The following is a 15,060-nucleotide window of genomic DNA, read 5'->3' as shown; positions in this document are numbered from 1 at the left end:
AAATGTCGTTATCAGGCCTCAGAACGGCAGGTACGGAGCAATCGATGTGGGTTACTCCAGGCCGCGGCGTTTCAGCAGGGGTTCCAGCGTGGCTTCGCGGCCGCGGAGGATGCGGAATGATTCCAGCGGGTCGCGGCTGTTACCCCGGGAGAGGAGCTCCTGGCGGAAACGGTTGCCGTTGGCCCGGGTGAGTCCGCCGTTCTCGGTGAACCAGTCCACCGTCTCGGCATCCAGGACCTCGCTCCAGATGTAGGAGTAGTAGCCGGCCGCATACCCCGCACCGGCAAAGACATGCTGGAAATAGCCCGTCCGGTAGCGCGGCGGAATCAAGGCGTGGGCGATGCCGGCGGCGGCCAGGGCCTTGTCTTCAAACGCAACAGCATCCTCCGGAACCCCGCTGCCGTCCAGGACGTGCCACGCCAGGTCCAGCAGCGCTGCTCCCAGATACTCGGTGGTGGCAAAGCCTTCACCCCACAGCCGTGAGGCGTCCAGTTGCGAGACGACCTCCTGCGGAAGCGGCTCGCCCGTCACATGATGGCGCGCATAGTTGTGCAGCACGTCGGGCCACGTAATCCACATTTCGTTGACCTGGGACGGGTATTCCACGAAGTCGCGGGGTACTGAAGTTCCGGAAAACCGGGGATAGGTCACGTTGGACAGCAGCCCGTGCAGGGCGTGGCCGAACTCATGGAAGGTGGTCCGCAGCTCGTCCAGCGTCAGGAGCGTCGGTTCACCCGCAGGCGGCTTGGAGATGTTCAGGTTGTTGATGACCACCGGCTTTGTTCCCAGCAGCGCAGACTGTTCAACGAGGGAGTTCATCCAGGCGCCACCCCGCTTGGACTCACGGGTGTAATAGTCACCCAGGAACAGCCCGAGCCCCATGCCGTCCTCGTCGCGGACCTCCCAGATGCGGACGTCGGGGTGGTAGCCGGCAAGGTCCTTCCGCTCGCGGAATGTGATGCCGAAGAGGGAAGTTGCGGCAAAGAAGACCCCGTCGGTCAGAACCCGGTCCAGCTCGAAATAGGGACGGAGGGCCTGTTCATCAACGTCGTAGCGTTCCCGCCGGACCTTGGCGGAGTAGAAGGCCCAGTCCCAGGCCTCCAGCGGATGGCCCGCGGCCTCTGCCAGTGCCGCGGCTTCGGCGTCGGCGTTCCGCACCGCTGCCGGTGCCATGCGGTTCAGCATGGACTGGACCGCTCCGAAGTCCGGGGCTGTCTGCCGGTCAACCACCAGTTCGGCGTAGTTGGCGAAGCCCAGAAGCGCCGCTTTCTCGGCGCGGAGCCGGGCCATTGATGTGGCCAAATCCAGCACGTTGAGGCTGCCGCCCCCGCTGCCCCGGGCCACGGACGCTTCAAACAGCCGACGGCGAACCCCGCGGTTCTCGAGGGCGGACAGGGCAGGCTGGTTGGTCGGCTGGATCAGTGTCAGCAGGAACTTGCCGTCATGGCCGGCCGTGCGGGCAGCCTCCGCGGCGGCGGCAATATCATCGGCCGGCAGTCCTGCCAGCTCGCCTGCGTGATCCAGCAGCAAGGCAGCGGATTTCATTCCTTCCTTCACGCGCTGTCCAAATTCGGTGCCCAGGCGGGAGAGCTCGGCGTTAACCTCCTTGAGCCTTTCCCGGGCAGGGCCTTCCAGCTGGATGCCGGACTGCCGGAATTCCTTCAGGTACTCCTCAACAAGCCGCCCGGACTCGGCATCGCAGCCGGCGGTGTCGATGGCGGCGAAGCGTTCGTACAGTGCCCGGTTGAGGAATACGTCGTCCTGATGCGCAGAGAGCAGCGGTGACAGCGCCGTTTCCAGGTCCCGGATCTCCGGGGATGCATCGGCCGATACGAGCGTGAAGAAGGACGCAGCGGCGCGGTCCAGAAGCCTGTCGGAGCGTTCCATCGCCACTGCCGTGTTCTCGAAAGTGGCAGGGGCAGGGTCATCAACGATCGCCTGGATCTCAGCCAGGTGCTCTTGGAGGCCACCGCGGACGGCGGCTTCATAATCGGCGGTGGTGATCGACGCGAAGGGCGGAATTCCATAGGGCAGGGGACTGGGTGCCATAAGGGGGTTGGTCATGAAGTAAAACCTTTCACAGCAGGCCACGCTTCTCAATGTGAGCCACGCCATGGACCGCCCCCTGGAATTCCCTTATGCAGGGCGGGCCGGCGGCTGCGTCAGGATGGACTGCTCCGGTTGGCACCGGTCCCGGCAGTCCGGTCAACAATGCGGATCTTTTGGCGCGGCCGCAGTTCGGCCGGCAGCTTCCGGAAGGTGCAGACCCATGGACCGGGCCTGGGTCAGCGCGGACGGCGTGCTGCGTGTTCCCGTGCCAGCTCCGCGTAGCTGTCATCGGGGTGGCCAGGAACAAATCTGCCGTACTTGCGCTCAGCTGCCGTGCGGATCAGGAAGTCCGCAATGGCCGGGTTCTTGGGCAGGAGCGAGCCGTGCAGGTAGCTGGCCACGATATTGCGGTAGCGGGCACCCTCGTTGCCGTCGCTGCTGTTGTTGCCCATACCCTTCGGGGTGGAGCCCAAAGGCCGCACGCCGCTGCCCAGGGTTGTCTGCCCGCTGTGGTTCTCGTAGCCGAGCACTTCCCCGAACTCCGGTGTGGCAACCTTGACGTTGCCAATCAGCCGCTCCTCAGTGCCGTGTGTCTCGACATCGAGGATGCCGATGCCCGGGATGACGGCGCCGGTACGGGTCTTGAAGAAATGTCCGAAGAGCTGGTAAAGCCCGCAGATGACAAGCATCGGCGCACCGTCCTCGGCAAGGTCCTTCAGCACCCCCGCCCGGGCCTGGAGGTCGTCCTGGATGACCAGCTGGCCGCTGTCCTGGCCGCCGCCGCCCACAATGATGTCCACGTCTTCAGGGAACGGATCACCCACGTTGTACTCGAGCAGCTCCGGGGTGTAGCCGTGCCAGCTGATGCGCCGCTGCAGGACCAGGGCATTGCCCCAGTCGCCGTAGATGTTCATGTCGCGGGGGTACAGCTGCACCACCCGGAGGGTCCCCTTGCCCGCGGAGTTTTCCGTTGCGGGATCCGTGCCTGCCTGGCTCAAGAGACAACCTCCACAGTGGTGATTTTGGATAGCTCGCGGCGGATCGCCAGCATGGCCGTGTATGTGCAGAAGATGCGCTTGGGCTTTCCCTGGGCTTCCCTGATGAAGGCCGCCAGCGCCGGAGTGATGTCCGGCTCCACGTTGCCGATGCGGACGTCGTCATATTGCAGCCGCAGTGCCATGTCGTAGGCCCGTGAGCCGGTGAGCTGGTCAACCCCGCCTTCGCGCAGGGACTCGAATTCCACGTCCCACAGCCAGGACATGTCCCGGCCGTCCGCATAGTTGTCATTGATGGCGATCATGGTGGCATAGCCGCCTGCAGGGAACGACTTCAGGCCCAGCCGGAAGCCGCTGGGATTCTTGACCAGGACCAGGTCCAGGGGCTGGCCGTCCACGGTGAGGCTTTCCCCTCGTCCGAAGGCAGGAGCCACGCGGGACAGCGCCTCGAGGAGGGTGTCATGGTTGGCCGTGGCGGCGCCGCTGCCGCAGATGCTGCGCGCCAGCGTCAGCGCAGCTGCCGCATTAAAAATGTTGTATACACCCCGCAGCTTCATCCCCGTGGTGACAGTGGCGCCGTCGTACTCAAACTCAGCGGTGTCCGCGCCGACCTTGCGAAGTACGACGTCGGCGGCAGGCTTCTCCGGCAGTCCCGCCGGAGCGGGACTTCCTGGAGCGGTCCGCATGTCGTCGTCGTTGGGGAAGGTGCTCAGGAGCGAATCGTCCAGACCAAAGTACTTGACGTCCTGTCCGGTGAGCGATTCGGCAATCCGGGCAACCCTGGGGTCTTCGCGGTTCAGCACCACCGTTCCGGTGGTCTTCGCCGCGATGTGCTGGAGGAGCTGGGCCGTCTTGTCGATTTCGCCGAACCGGTCCAGCTGGTCGCGGAGGACGTTGAGCAAGAGGCAGTAGCGCGGCGGGACACTGTTGACGAAATGCACGGCGTGGGCTTCGTCCAGTTCCAGCACGGCAACGTCCGCATCCAGCCGGCCGCGCCAGTCCACCTCGCCAAGCAGGGCGGCAGCCACGCCGCGGGTGAAGTTGCTCCCAGTGCGGTTGGTAAAGACCCGCAAGCCCTGGCTTTCCAGCAGTTCCACCACCATTTTGGTGGTGGTGGTTTTGCCGTTGGTGCCGCTGACCACCGCCACGCCGTGGGGGAGGGTGCTGAGTGTCCGCCGCATGAAGCCGGGGTCGATTTTTTCAACCACCAGCCCGGGCAGGGCGGACCCGCCGCCCCGAAGCCGGGACACCCGGCGGACCAGTTTGCCGAGCGGAACACTGAAGTAGAGCATGTTTTGAATATATCCCAGCAACGGCATGCAACCGCCGTCGGCGCCGCACCTGCCGGTCCCCGCAGAGGGCGAACCCGTATGCTGGATGGATGACAAATTCCCTTCCGGCTGCTTCCGCGCGCCCGGGTTCAGGCCTAAGGATCGGCGTGCTGGCGCTCCAGGGCGACTTCCGCGAGCACCTGCGGGCCATCGAAGCCGCCGGCGCCGAGGCCGTGGGCATCCGCCGGCCCAAGGAACTCGACGGCCTGGACGGGCTCATCATCCCCGGCGGCGAATCCACCGCCATCGACAAACTTGCCCGGGCCTTCGAACTGGCCGAACCGCTGCGGGAACGCATCGCCGGAGGCCTGCCGGTCTATGGATCATGTGCTGGGATGATCCTCCTTGCCAACGACATTGCCGATCCCGCGACGGACCTGTCCGGGGCTCCGCAGCAGACGTTTGGGGGACTGGACATCACCGTCCGCCGCAACGCCTTCGGCCGGCAGCGCGAGTCCTTCGAAACAGACCTTGACTTCAAGGGCCTGGATTTCAGCGCCACCGCCTCCGGTGTTGCACCTGTCCATGCCGTCTTCATCCGCGGGCCGTGGGTGGAACGCGTTGGTCCCGGCGTCGAAATCCTCGCCCAGGTGGAGCCCGCCGACCCGGAGCACGCGTCCCACGCCGTACCGCTGCCGGGGACAGTTAGAATTGTTGCAGTGCGTTCCGGCCACCTGCTGGCCACCTCCTTCCACCCGGAAGTGACTGGGGAGAAACGCGTACACGAACTTTTTATCCGCATGATCAGAGGAGAAGCGTAAAGCATGTCAGGCCACTCCAAATGGGCAACGACCAAGCACAAGAAGGCCATCCTCGACAGCCGCCGCGCCAAGTCGTTTGCCAAGCTGATCAAGAACATCGAAGTTGCTGCGCGCATGGGCGGCCCGGACCTGCAGGGCAACCCGGGCCTGGAACTCGCCGTCACCAAGGCCAAGAAAACCTCCGTTCCGGCAGACAACATCGATCGTGCCATCAAGCGCGGGGCCGGGCTCACCGGTGAAGTGGTCGACTACACCGAGATCATGTACGAATGCCGCGGACCGCAGGGTTCCGCGCTGCTTATCGAGTGCCTTACGGACAACAAGAACCGTGCTGCCTCGGAGGTGCGCCTTGCCATCTCCCGCAACGGCGGAACCATCGCCGATCCCGGGTCGGTGAGCTATCTGTTCAGCCGCAAGGGCGTAGTGACCCTGCCCAAGAAGGACCTGACCGAGGACGACGTCCTGATGGCTGTCCTGGACGCCGGTGCCGAGGAAGTCAAGGACAATGGCGACACCTTTGAGATCCACTCGGACCCCAAGGACCTCCAGGCCGTTCGCGACGCCCTGAAGGACGCAGGCATCGAGTACGACACCGATGAGGCGGAATTCGTTCCGTCCATGGAAGTGCCGCTGGACCTGGAAGCCGCAAAGAAGTTCATGAAGCTCGTTGACGCCCTGGAGGACCTCGACGACGTCCAGAACGTCTACAGCAACGCCGACCTCAGCGACGACGTCCAGGCCGCCCTGGACTCTGAGTGACGCTCCGCCTGCCTGCCGGGCGTTTACACCTGTGACGCTGCGCGTCCTGGGCGTGGATCCCGGACTGACCCGTTGCGGGATCGGCGTTGTTGACGTCGAGCGGAACAGGCAGGCCACCATGGTTGCCTATGGTGTGGTGGGAACGTCGCCCGAGGACAGCCTGGACCAGCGGCTGCTGGTGATCGCCCTCGCCATCGACGAATGGCTTGACCGCCACGAGCCGCACGTCCTCGCCGTCGAACGGGTCTTTTCCCAGCTCAACGTCAGTACAGTGATGGGCGTGGCCCAGGCGTCCGGGGTGGTCATCGCCGCAGCGGCCCGGCGGGGGATCCCGGTGGCGCTGCACACGCCGTCGGAAGTCAAAGCCGCAGTCACCGGCAGCGGGTCCTCGAACAAGGACGCGGTGACCAAGCTCGTCACCAAGATCCTGCGCCTGGACACACCGCCGCGGCCTGCGGACGCCGCAGACGCCCTGGCGCTGGCCATCACCCACGCCTGGCGGTCAGGCAGCGGCACTGCCAACAAGGGTGCAGCCACGACCGGCCCGGGCAGCTCGTCCCTGACCCCGGCCCAGCGGGCATGGGCGGAAGCCGAAGCAAAGGCGCGCCGCGCCCGGTGAATGTCCTGCCCGCTTGCTAGGGTATTCGTAGATATGTTCGGATAGCCGGTCCTGCTCCCTGGAGCCCGGCAAGACACCAGGAGCCAGGCCTTGATCAGTTTCCTTCGCGGAACGGTAGCGCATGTGGGTCTTTCCACTGCCGTGATTGACCTCAACGGGGCGGGCATGAGCGTCAACGCCACGCCCCAGACCCTCAGCAGGCTGCGCACCGGCGAGGAAGGCCAGCTTTTCACCTCCCTGATCGTCCGGGAGGATTCGCTCACGCTCTTTGGTTTCGCGTCCGACGACGAGCGGGAGGTTTTCGATGTCCTCCTCAGTGTGAGCGGGGTTGGGCCGCGCCTTGCCCTGGCAGTCCTGGCGGTCCACGAGCCGGAGGCGATCCGGGTGGCCGCGCACACCGGGGACAGCAAGACGTTCACGAAAGTTCCCGGCATCGGTCCCAAAGTCGCAGGGCGGATTGTGCTGGAGCTGGCGGGAAAGCTGGTTCCGCACGGCACGGCGGGCACGGCAGCGGCGTCCACTCCGGCCGAGGCCGCCTGGAAACCGCAGGTGGTGGCCGCCATGACGAGCCTGGGCTGGTCCGAAAAGGACGCCTCCTCCAGCATCGACAAAGCACTGGCGGACGATCCCGAGGTCTCGTTCCGCGGCAACGTGCCGGAGATCCTGCGGACGACGCTCCGGTGGCTGGGGCAGGACGGTGCCCGGGCCGGCAACCGCGTAGGCAGCCGTGGCTGAACCGTCACTGGTGGCCGCGGGGGAGGAGCCTGAAGAGCGGGCCATCGAGGCCGCGCTCCGGCCCAAGAACCTGGACGACTTCGTGGGCCAGCACCGGGTGCGGAAACAGCTGTCCCTGGTGCTCCAGGCCTCCCGGATGCGCGGGCGCAGCGCGGACCATGTGCTCTTCTCCGGCCCGCCAGGGCTGGGCAAGACAACCCTCGCCATGATCGTTGCGTCCGAAATGAATGCGCCCCTGCGGATCAGCAGCGGCCCGGCCATCCAGCACGCGGGGGACCTCGCAGCCATTCTTTCCTCCCTTTCCGAGGGCGAGGTCCTGTTCCTTGACGAAATCCACCGGATGTCCAGGCCGGCTGAAGAGATGCTGTACATGGCCATGGAGGACTTCCGGGTAGACATCGTGGTGGGCAAGGGCGCCGGTGCCACGGCAATCCCGCTCGAACTCCCGCCCTTTACCCTGGTGGGCGCCACCACCCGCGCGGGCCTGCTGCCGGGACCCCTCCGGGACCGGTTCGGCTTTACCGGCCACCTGGAGTTCTACTCCGTGCCGGAGCTGGAACTTGTGCTGCGCCGCTCCGCCGGCCTGCTGGACCTCAAGGTCAACTCGGCCGGGTTCTCCGAAATCGCCGGGCGCTCCCGCGGCACTCCCCGCATCGCCAACCGGCTGTTGCGGCGTGTCCGGGACTGGGCCTTGGTCCACGGAATCGACCAGATCGACGCCAGGGCGGCGTCCGCCGCGCTGGACATGTACGAGGTGGACAAAAAGGGCCTGGACCGCCTTGACCGCGCAGTCCTCGAAGCCCTGATCACCAAGTTTGGCGGCGGGCCGGTGGGGCTCTCCACGCTGGCCATCGCCGTCGGTGAAGAGACCGAAACCGTGGAAACCGTGGCTGAGCCTTTCCTGGTCCGAGAGGGACTGCTGGGCCGCACCCCGCGTGGCCGGATTGCCATGGCTCCTGCCTGGACCCACCTTGGCTATGCCATTCCGTCGGGTGTCTTTGCCCAGGAGCAACTGGACCTGTTTGAGCCGGCTGAAGAGGACGCCTGAGCCCGGGCTGACTGGCCCCTAATACCAATAGCAGGCTCCGTTCAGCTTTTCCCTTTAGACTGGTATGACGCTCGGCACGTTCGGGTCTTTGTTCCCGCGGACAGCACTACCGGCAGCCCGCGGATGGATGGCAAGCAGCTTCGCCAGGCCACTCGTTCAAAGCGGACGGCGCTGTCAACCGGCTCAATGCAAGTACAGCTCAATGCAAGTACAGAATGGAACTTCCCCGTGTTCGGACACATCACTGCCCAGACCACCACTACCCAGCCCGGCGGCGGCATCGACATCATGTCGATCCTGCTGTTCGTGATGCTCGGCATCTTCATCTTCATGATGTTCCGCCGCAACAAGAAGACCCAGCAGCAGCAGGCAACGCTTCAGTCGCAGTTCGCCCCCGGCGTTGAGGTCATGACCAGCTTTGGCCTGTTCGGCCGCATCGTCGACATCGACGACGAAGAAAACAAGGTCACCCTGGAGCTCTCCCCGGGCAACCTGGCCACCGTGCACCGCCAGGCAGTCACCAAGATCATCGAACCCGCAGCCGGGGTACCCGCTGCGACTGAAGTGCCGGATGATGCCTCCTCCCTGACCGCCGCGGAAAGCGGAAACACCCCCGCTGCAGCCGAGACCCCGGAAGAAACCCTGAAGCGCCTCAATGACGAGGGCAAGAAGGACAACTAGTCCCCGCTGCTTCCACAACACCTCTACCGCTGCGGACCACCGCCGGTGCAAGCATCAGCAGGCACCGGCGGTTCCTCCGTGAATAAGAGAAAGATCGACAATGGCACGAACTGGCCCCAATAAACCAGGCCTCAGGGTCCTGGTCTGGCTCGGTGTACTCCTCGCCACACTCACTGCCGTCCTGGCCGGCGGCACCCTCGCCGGGCAGGCAAGCTGGGCGCCCAAGCTGGCGCTCGACCTCGAAGGCGGCACCCAGATGATCCTGGCGCCGAAGGTCGAGGGCGGTTCGGACATCAACGAGGAACAGCTTAACCAGGCCGTGGCGATCATCCGCCAGCGCGTTGACGGTTCAGGTGTTGCCGAAGCAGAGATCAGCACCCAGTCCGGGCGCAATGTGGTGGTCAGCCTTCCCGGCACGCCCTCCAGCCAGACGCGCGACCTGATCCAGGCCTCCGCGGACATGAACTTCCGGCCGGTGCTGCTCGCCGGTGCCGGGGCTCCCGTCCCCGAAGAGCAGCGGGCGCCTGAGGACCAGCTGCCCAAGCCGACGGCGGAACCCGCCAACAGCAGCGACATCAACTGGATCACTCCGGAGATCTACCGCGAGTTTGAGACCCTGGACTGCGACAACCCGGCCCAGGACGAGCGGGAACGCTCAGATCCGGCCAAGCCGTTGGTGACCTGCGAGCCGGCTTCAGACACGAACCCTGCGATCAAGTACATCCTGGGTCCCGTGGAGGTCAAGGGCAGCAACATCGTTACGTCCTCCTTCCAGCTCCAGCAGGGCGCACAGGGTGCCGTTACCAACGACTGGGCAGTCAACATCCAGTTCGACGACGAAGGCACGGCCAGGTTCAAAGAGGTTACCGAACGCCTGAACCAGTTCTACGTTGCCGCTGGCGGCGACGCCGGCAACGACCCCAAGGCGCAGTTCGCCATTGTGCTGGATGACCAGGTCATCTCCGCGCCCCGGTCCCTTGCCGTCATCACCGACGGCCGCCCGCAGATCACCGGCGGGTTCACCGAGCAAAGTGCCAAGGCCCTGTCCGACCAGCTCCGCTTCGGTGCCCTGCCCATCAGCTTCGAGATCCAGAGCGAGCAGCAGATTTCGGCCACTCTCGGCGGTGAGCAGCTGCGCATGGGCCTTCTGGCGGGCATCATCGGTCTCCTGCTGGTGGTGGTCTACTCACTGTTCCAGTACCGGGCGCTCGGCTTGGTGACCATCGCCTCACTGGTGGTCGCGGGCCTCCTGACGTATCTCGCCATCGCCATTCTGGGCTGGACGGAAAACTACCGGCTGTCCCTGGCCGGCGTGGCGGGCCTCATCGTGGCAATCGGCCAGACGGCGGACTCCTTCATCGTTTACTTCGAGCGGATCCGGGACGAGCTCCGTGAGGGGCGGGGCCTGGTCTCCGCCGTCGAAAACGGCTGGAAGCGGGCCAAACGGACCGTGCTGGCGTCCAAGGCCGTCAACCTGCTGGCCGCGCTGGTCCTTTACTTCGTGGCCGTGGGCAACGTTCGCGGATTTGCGTTCACGCTGGGCCTGACCGCTATCGCTGACCTCATCGTGGTGTTCATGTTTACGCACCCGACGCTGCAGATGTTGGCGCGCACGCGGTTCTTCGGCGAGGGCCACCGGCTGTCCGGCCTTGATCCGAAACGGCTTGGAGCCGTTCCGCTGTACCGCGGTGCAGGCCGCGTCCGGACCCCGGCAGACAAGCCTGCGGCGGTCCGGACCAAGAACGCCGGTGCGGCCGCCGAAGCGGAACGCAGGATGACCATCGCCGAACGCCGCCTGGCGGAGAAGCAGGAGCAGCTCGCGGGCTCCTCGAAGTCCTCAGCGAAGGAGAACAAGTAATGTCAGGCTTCGCCAACTTCGGCAACGAGCTCTACACCGGAAAGCGCTCCTACAACTTTGTGGGGGCCAAGAAACTCTGGTTCATCATCGCGGCGGTGGCTGTTGTCCTGTCCATCATCATTCCGCTGGCCAAGGGCGGCTTCAACCTCGGCATCGAGTTCCGCGGCGGATCCGAATTCACCGTCTCCAACGTGCAGACCACGGATGCGGCCCTGGGGGAGAAGGCCGTAACCGACGTGGTTCAGGGCAGCGTGCCGCGCGTGGCGAACGTTGCCGGCACCACCATGCGGATCCAGACGGACAAACTGACCGACGATGAGACGCTCCGCATCAAGGAGGGACTCACAAGCGCGTACGGCGTCACCGACAATGAGGTGACCTCGACGTTCGTCGGACCCACCTGGGGCGCCGACGTCACCAAGCAGGCCCTGATCGGCCTGGTGGTGTTCGTGCTCCTCGCCGCAGTGCTGATGGCACTCTACTTCCGCACGTGGAAGATGTCCCTCTCTGCCATCGCGGGCATGGCGGTGACAATGTTCATCACCGCAGGCGTTTACGCCCTCAGCGACTTTGAGGTCACTCCGTCGGCAATCATCGGGTTCCTGACCGTGCTCAGCTACTCCCTGTATGACACGGTGGTGGTCTTCGACAAGATCCGCGAGAACACCGCCGACCTGGACGCGTCCACCCGCCGCACGTTCGCCGAGGAGGTCAACCTCGCCGTGAACCAGACGCTCGTCAGGTCAATCAACACGATGATGGTGGCGATCCTCCCCGTGGGAGCGATTCTGTTCATCGGTGCCGGGCTGCTGGGGGCAGGTACGCTGCGCGACCTTTCCCTGGCACTGTTTGTCGGGATCCTGATCGGCACGGCGGCCACCATCTTCGTGGCAGCCCCGATGTATGCCTGGCTGCGCCAGAACGAGCCCGACCTCGTGAGGCAGGCGAAGCGGGTTGAGCACCGGCGTGCTGGTGCCGGCACAGGGTCCGGGTCCGGCTCCTCAGCCGTGGAAACAGCCCCCGCATAACCCGCGCACTCACGGGCCGGCCGGCGTCAGGAGACTGACGCCGGCCGGCCCGTCCGTGTTTAAGGCGCTGGTTATAATTCTCACCGCCGCGGGGAATAGACTGAAGTAATTAAAACGGTGGTGAGGGGTACTTCATTGGAAGAGCGTTCGGCGTCAGCGCCAGCGGCACAGGGTGACAAGGGTGCTGCCAACGGTACGCAGGCCGGGGTGGCCTCGTCCGCGCGCCCAGGCCCGCTGGTTCCGGTCGACAACTCCGGGTCCCGGCCCACCTTTCCCGGCCGCAGGGAGCGCACCCGGTCCAGGCTCGCCCGGCTGACAGGGCGCAGCACGGCGACGTACTCACCCATCCTCGAGCCCCTGCTGAGGACCGTCCGGGCCAACAACCCCAAAGAGGACTTCGACCTCATCCAGCGGGCCTTCGACGTTGCCGAACAAAGCCACCGCGGGCAGAAGCGCAAGAGCGGCGATCCGTACATCACGCATCCCGTGGCCGTGGCCACCATCCTCGCTGAACTTGGGCTGAGCGGAACCACGCTGGCCGCGGCCCTGCTGCACGACACTGTGGAGGACACGCCCTACACACTCGCCGACTTGAAACGGGATTTCGGCCCCGAAGTGGCCATGCTCGTAGACGGCGTGACCAAGCTGGACAAGGTCAGCTTCGGTGAGGCTGCCCAGTCCGAGACTGTCCGCAAAATGGTTGTGGCCATGGCCAAGGACATCCGTGTCCTGATGATCAAACTGGCGGACCGGCTGCACAACGCCCGGACCTGGCGGTTTGTTTCCGCTGAATCGTCCGCCCGGAAGGCACGGGAAACGCTGGAGATCTTTGCCCCCCTGGCGCACAGGCTGGGTATGAACACCATCAAGTGGGAGCTCGAGGATCTCTCCTTCGCTGCGCTCTACCCGAAGGTTTACGAAGAGATTGTCCGGATGGTGGGGGACAGGACCCCCGAGCGGGAGAAGAGCCTGAGCGTCATCCGCGACCAGATCACCGAAGACCTCCGTACCGCCAAGATCAAGGCCACCATCACCGGCCGTCCCAAGCACTACTACTCCATCTACCAGAAGATGATCGTCCGCGATAAGGATTTCGACGACATCAACGACCTCATGGGTGTCCGTGTCCTGGTGGACTCCGTCCGTGACTGCTACGCCGCCCTCGGCACCATGCATTCGCGCTGGAACCCGCTGCCCGGCAGGTTCAAGGACTACATCGCGATGCCCAAGTTCAACATGTACCAGTCGCTGCACACCACGGTCATCGGCCCCGGCGGCAAGCCGGTGGAAATCCAGATCCGCACCCATGAGATGCACCGCCGTGCCGAGTACGGCGTGGCTGCGCACTGGAAGTACAAGGACCAGCCCAACCGGACCGCGGTTGGTCCCGGAAGCCCCCGCGACGGCGACATGGGCTGGTTGCGGTCCCTGGTGGACTGGCAGCAGGAAACCTCGGATCCGGGTGAGTTCCTGGACTCTCTCCGCTTCGAGATCAACGCGCGGGAAGTTTTCGTCTTCACCCCCAAGGGCGAAGTCATGGCGCTGCCCGCAGGTTCCACACCCGTGGACTTCGCATACGCAGTCCATACCGAAGTGGGCCACCGGACCATCGGTGCCCGGGTCAACGGAAAACTGGTTCCGCTCAACAGCGAACTCAACCACGGCGACTGGGTGGAGATCTTCACTTCCAAGGCCGAAGGCGCCGGGCCCAGCCAGGACTGGCAGCACTTCGTCAAGAGCGCCCGGGCACGGAACAAGATCCGCCAGTGGTTCAGCAAGGAACGCCGGGAAGAGGCGATTGACCGCGGCAAGGAACTGCTGACCCGTGCAATGCGGAAGCAGAACCTCCCGCTGCAGCGGCTGATGACCCACGAGGCCCTGGCCGCCGTAGCAGAAGAGTTCAAGTACGTTGACATTTCGGGACTCTACGCCGGAGTGGGCGACGGGCATACGTCCGCCCAATCGGTCATGGAAAAGCTGGTCGAAAGCCTCGGGGGCAACGAGAGCGCCGACGACGACATCGCCGAAGTCAGCATCCCCACCCAGGTCACCAAAGCCCGTTTCTCCGATTCCGGTGTGGTGGTCCGGGGTGTCGGCGACGTCTGGGTCAAGCTGGCCCGCTGCTGCACGCCCGTGCCCCCCGACCCGATCCTCGGTTTTGTGACCAGGGGCTCGGGCGTCTCCGTGCACAGGACGGACTGCACCAACATCTCGGACCTCAAGGACCAGCCCGACCGCATCGTCGACGTGGAGTGGGCGCCAACGCAGTCCAGCGTCTTCCTGGTCGAGATCCAGGTGGAAGCGCTGGACCGAAAGTCGCTGCTGTCCGACGTCACCCGCGTCCTGTCCGAGAACCATGTGAACATCCTGGCAGCCAGCGTGCACACCTCCACGGACCGGGTGGCGATCTCAAAGTTTGCCTTCGAAATGGGTGACCCCAAGTACCTGAGCCACGTCCTCAGCGCTGTCCGCAGGATCGACGGCGTGTTCGACGTGTACCGGACCACCGGCAACAAGCGCCGGAGCTAGCGCGGCGAGTTTTTCCAGGGCGGCCCGCTTGTGGGGCACGCGCGGCGTCGCCTCTATGGCCAGGACGAGCAGGCGCAGGCGCACGTCCTTTTGCGGGCGCGCCAGCAGGCTTTCCAATGCGGGGATGGCCCTGCCCGCGTCCACGTGCAGGGCAATGTCCAGGGCGGTCCGCAGCGGGCTGGAGACCATCAGGCCGCCAAGGCTGACAACGTCGAACGGGCCAAGCTTCACCTCGTGCAGGGTGCAGCCCCGGGTGTTCCGGAGGCTTGAAACCCTTCGTTTGGCGTCCACCAGCAGCGCAAGCCTGTCCGGCTCCGCCGCGCAGCCGTAGATCCAGGCTGCTGTCATACGGCCGGCAACCACCCTCTGCCTGACCGACGGCGGCACAGCGCCCGCCGCCGCCCGTGCACGCAGCTGCGGGGACGCGGCGACTCCGGGCAGTGTATAGCCGCGGTGGTGAAGCCTGTCCAGGAGTCCGTCCGCGGCGAGGGCCTGCAGTTCGGGCATGGCGAAGGGCATCTCCGGAACATACAGTTCCGGGAAACGTTGTGTTGCTGCCTCTGCTGCGGCCGGATGGTCAGTGCCCGGAGGAGCCGATGGAATCGCCATTCGTCCATCCTGCCGCGCAGGCCCTTAACAGGAACAGGCCCGGTCCGGTTATGTGGAT

13 protein-coding genes are annotated in these 15,060 nt (G+C 65.1%); 9 read left to right on the top strand and 4 right to left on the bottom strand.

Annotation, left to right across the window (positions count from 1 at the left end; all coding sequences use genetic code 11):
* Positions 1 to 51: 51 nt before the first annotated feature.
* From AC6CHP_RS06265 to AC6CHP_RS06255, 3 genes are all read right to left on the bottom strand, one after another.
* Positions 52 to 2,064, bottom strand: a complete 2,013-nt coding sequence (locus AC6CHP_RS06265) for a M3 family metallopeptidase (protein WP_498228604.1) — start codon at positions 2,062 to 2,064, stop codon at positions 52 to 54.
* Positions 2,065 to 2,285: 221 nt separating this feature from the next.
* On the bottom strand, positions 2,286 to 3,047 hold the full coding sequence (locus tag AC6CHP_RS06260; RefSeq protein ID WP_188729525.1) for a type 1 glutamine amidotransferase: 762 nt from the start codon (positions 3,045 to 3,047) through the stop codon (positions 2,286 to 2,288).
* Complete coding sequence (locus AC6CHP_RS06255; RefSeq protein ID WP_188729526.1) at positions 3,044 to 4,336, bottom strand: Mur ligase family protein; 1,293 nt, start codon at positions 4,334 to 4,336, stop codon at positions 3,044 to 3,046. Before AC6CHP_RS06255 ends, AC6CHP_RS06260 begins: the two co-directional genes overlap by 4 nt.
* A gap of 89 nt (positions 4,337 to 4,425) precedes the next feature.
* On the opposite strand from AC6CHP_RS06255, the gene pdxT reads away from it, so the two are divergent.
* The 9 genes from pdxT (at position 4,426) to AC6CHP_RS06210 (ending at position 14,393) form a co-directional block, all read left to right on the top strand.
* Positions 4,426 to 5,136 (top strand): pyridoxal 5'-phosphate synthase glutaminase subunit PdxT, encoded by a 711-nt coding sequence (gene pdxT, locus AC6CHP_RS06250; protein ID WP_498228601.1) that lies wholly within the window; start codon positions 4,426 to 4,428, stop codon positions 5,134 to 5,136.
* 3 nt (positions 5,137 to 5,139) lie between these two features.
* The gene (locus AC6CHP_RS06245; protein WP_104185953.1) at positions 5,140 to 5,895 is read left to right on the top strand and encodes a YebC/PmpR family DNA-binding transcriptional regulator; all 756 of its coding nucleotides are present in this window, start codon (positions 5,140 to 5,142) and stop codon (positions 5,893 to 5,895) included.
* A gap of 31 nt (positions 5,896 to 5,926) precedes the next feature.
* Complete coding sequence (ruvC, locus tag AC6CHP_RS06240) at positions 5,927 to 6,514, top strand: crossover junction endodeoxyribonuclease RuvC (RefSeq protein WP_188729528.1); 588 nt, start codon at positions 5,927 to 5,929, stop codon at positions 6,512 to 6,514.
* A gap of 90 nt (positions 6,515 to 6,604) precedes the next feature.
* A complete protein-coding gene (gene ruvA, locus AC6CHP_RS06235) occupies positions 6,605 to 7,249 on the top strand; it encodes a Holliday junction branch migration protein RuvA (protein ID WP_174181114.1) in 645 nt (214 codons plus the stop codon).
* Positions 7,242 to 8,297, top strand: coding sequence for a Holliday junction branch migration DNA helicase RuvB (ruvB, locus tag AC6CHP_RS06230; protein WP_174181112.1), 1,056 nt, complete (start codon positions 7,242 to 7,244; stop codon positions 8,295 to 8,297). Before ruvA ends, ruvB begins: the two co-directional genes overlap by 8 nt.
* A gap of 288 nt (positions 8,298 to 8,585) precedes the next feature.
* Positions 8,586 to 8,978: a preprotein translocase subunit YajC gene (gene yajC / locus AC6CHP_RS06225; RefSeq protein WP_104186120.1), complete on the top strand. Its 393-nt coding sequence runs from the start codon at positions 8,586 to 8,588 to the stop codon at positions 8,976 to 8,978.
* A 100-nt stretch (positions 8,979 to 9,078) separates the two neighbouring features.
* Positions 9,079 to 10,836 carry a protein translocase subunit SecD gene (secD, locus tag AC6CHP_RS06220; RefSeq protein WP_104185949.1) on the top strand — a complete coding sequence of 586 codons (1,758 nt, stop codon included), beginning with the start codon at positions 9,079 to 9,081 and terminating at the stop codon, positions 10,834 to 10,836.
* Positions 10,836 to 11,864 carry a protein translocase subunit SecF gene (gene secF, locus AC6CHP_RS06215; RefSeq protein WP_188729529.1) on the top strand — a complete coding sequence of 343 codons (1,029 nt, stop codon included), beginning with the start codon at positions 10,836 to 10,838 and terminating at the stop codon, positions 11,862 to 11,864. The genes secD and secF overlap by 1 nt, the downstream gene beginning before the upstream one ends.
* Positions 11,865 to 11,999: 135 nt before the next feature.
* Positions 12,000 to 14,393 carry a RelA/SpoT family protein gene (locus AC6CHP_RS06210; RefSeq protein WP_174181106.1) on the top strand — a complete coding sequence of 798 codons (2,394 nt, stop codon included), beginning with the start codon at positions 12,000 to 12,002 and terminating at the stop codon, positions 14,391 to 14,393.
* Here the strand turns inward: AC6CHP_RS06210 and AC6CHP_RS06205 are convergent.
* On the bottom strand, positions 14,274 to 15,002 hold the full coding sequence (locus AC6CHP_RS06205; protein WP_188729530.1) for a type IV toxin-antitoxin system AbiEi family antitoxin: 729 nt from the start codon (positions 15,000 to 15,002) through the stop codon (positions 14,274 to 14,276). The two genes, AC6CHP_RS06210 and AC6CHP_RS06205, sit on opposite strands and share 120 nt — an antisense overlap.
* Positions 15,003 to 15,060 lie beyond the last annotated feature (58 nt).

The sequence above is a fragment of the Pseudarthrobacter sp. GQ63 genome, from assembly GCF_059758765.1.
Note: the sequence above shows the minus strand (reverse complement) of the source record. Positions and strands in the feature narration are given on the sequence as shown.

Coding starts and splice junctions, on each gene's coding strand:
- AC6CHP_RS06265 (WP_498228604.1), bottom strand. CDS start 2,064: ATGACCAACCCCCTTATGGCACCCAGTCCCCTGCCCTATGGAATTCCG.
- AC6CHP_RS06255 (WP_188729526.1), bottom strand. CDS start 4,336: ATGCTCTACTTCAGTGTTCCGCTCGGCAAACTGGTCCGCCGGGTGTCC.
- pdxT (WP_498228601.1), top strand. CDS start 4,426: ATGACAAATTCCCTTCCGGCTGCTTCCGCGCGCCCGGGTTCAGGCCTA.
- AC6CHP_RS06245 (WP_104185953.1), top strand. CDS start 5,140: ATGTCAGGCCACTCCAAATGGGCAACGACCAAGCACAAGAAGGCCATC.
- yajC (WP_104186120.1), top strand. CDS start 8,586: ATGTCGATCCTGCTGTTCGTGATGCTCGGCATCTTCATCTTCATGATG.
- secD (WP_104185949.1), top strand. CDS start 9,079: ATGGCACGAACTGGCCCCAATAAACCAGGCCTCAGGGTCCTGGTCTGG.
- secF (WP_188729529.1), top strand. CDS start 10,836: ATGTCAGGCTTCGCCAACTTCGGCAACGAGCTCTACACCGGAAAGCGC.
- AC6CHP_RS06205 (WP_188729530.1), bottom strand. CDS start 15,002: ATGGCGATTCCATCGGCTCCTCCGGGCACTGACCATCCGGCCGCAGCA.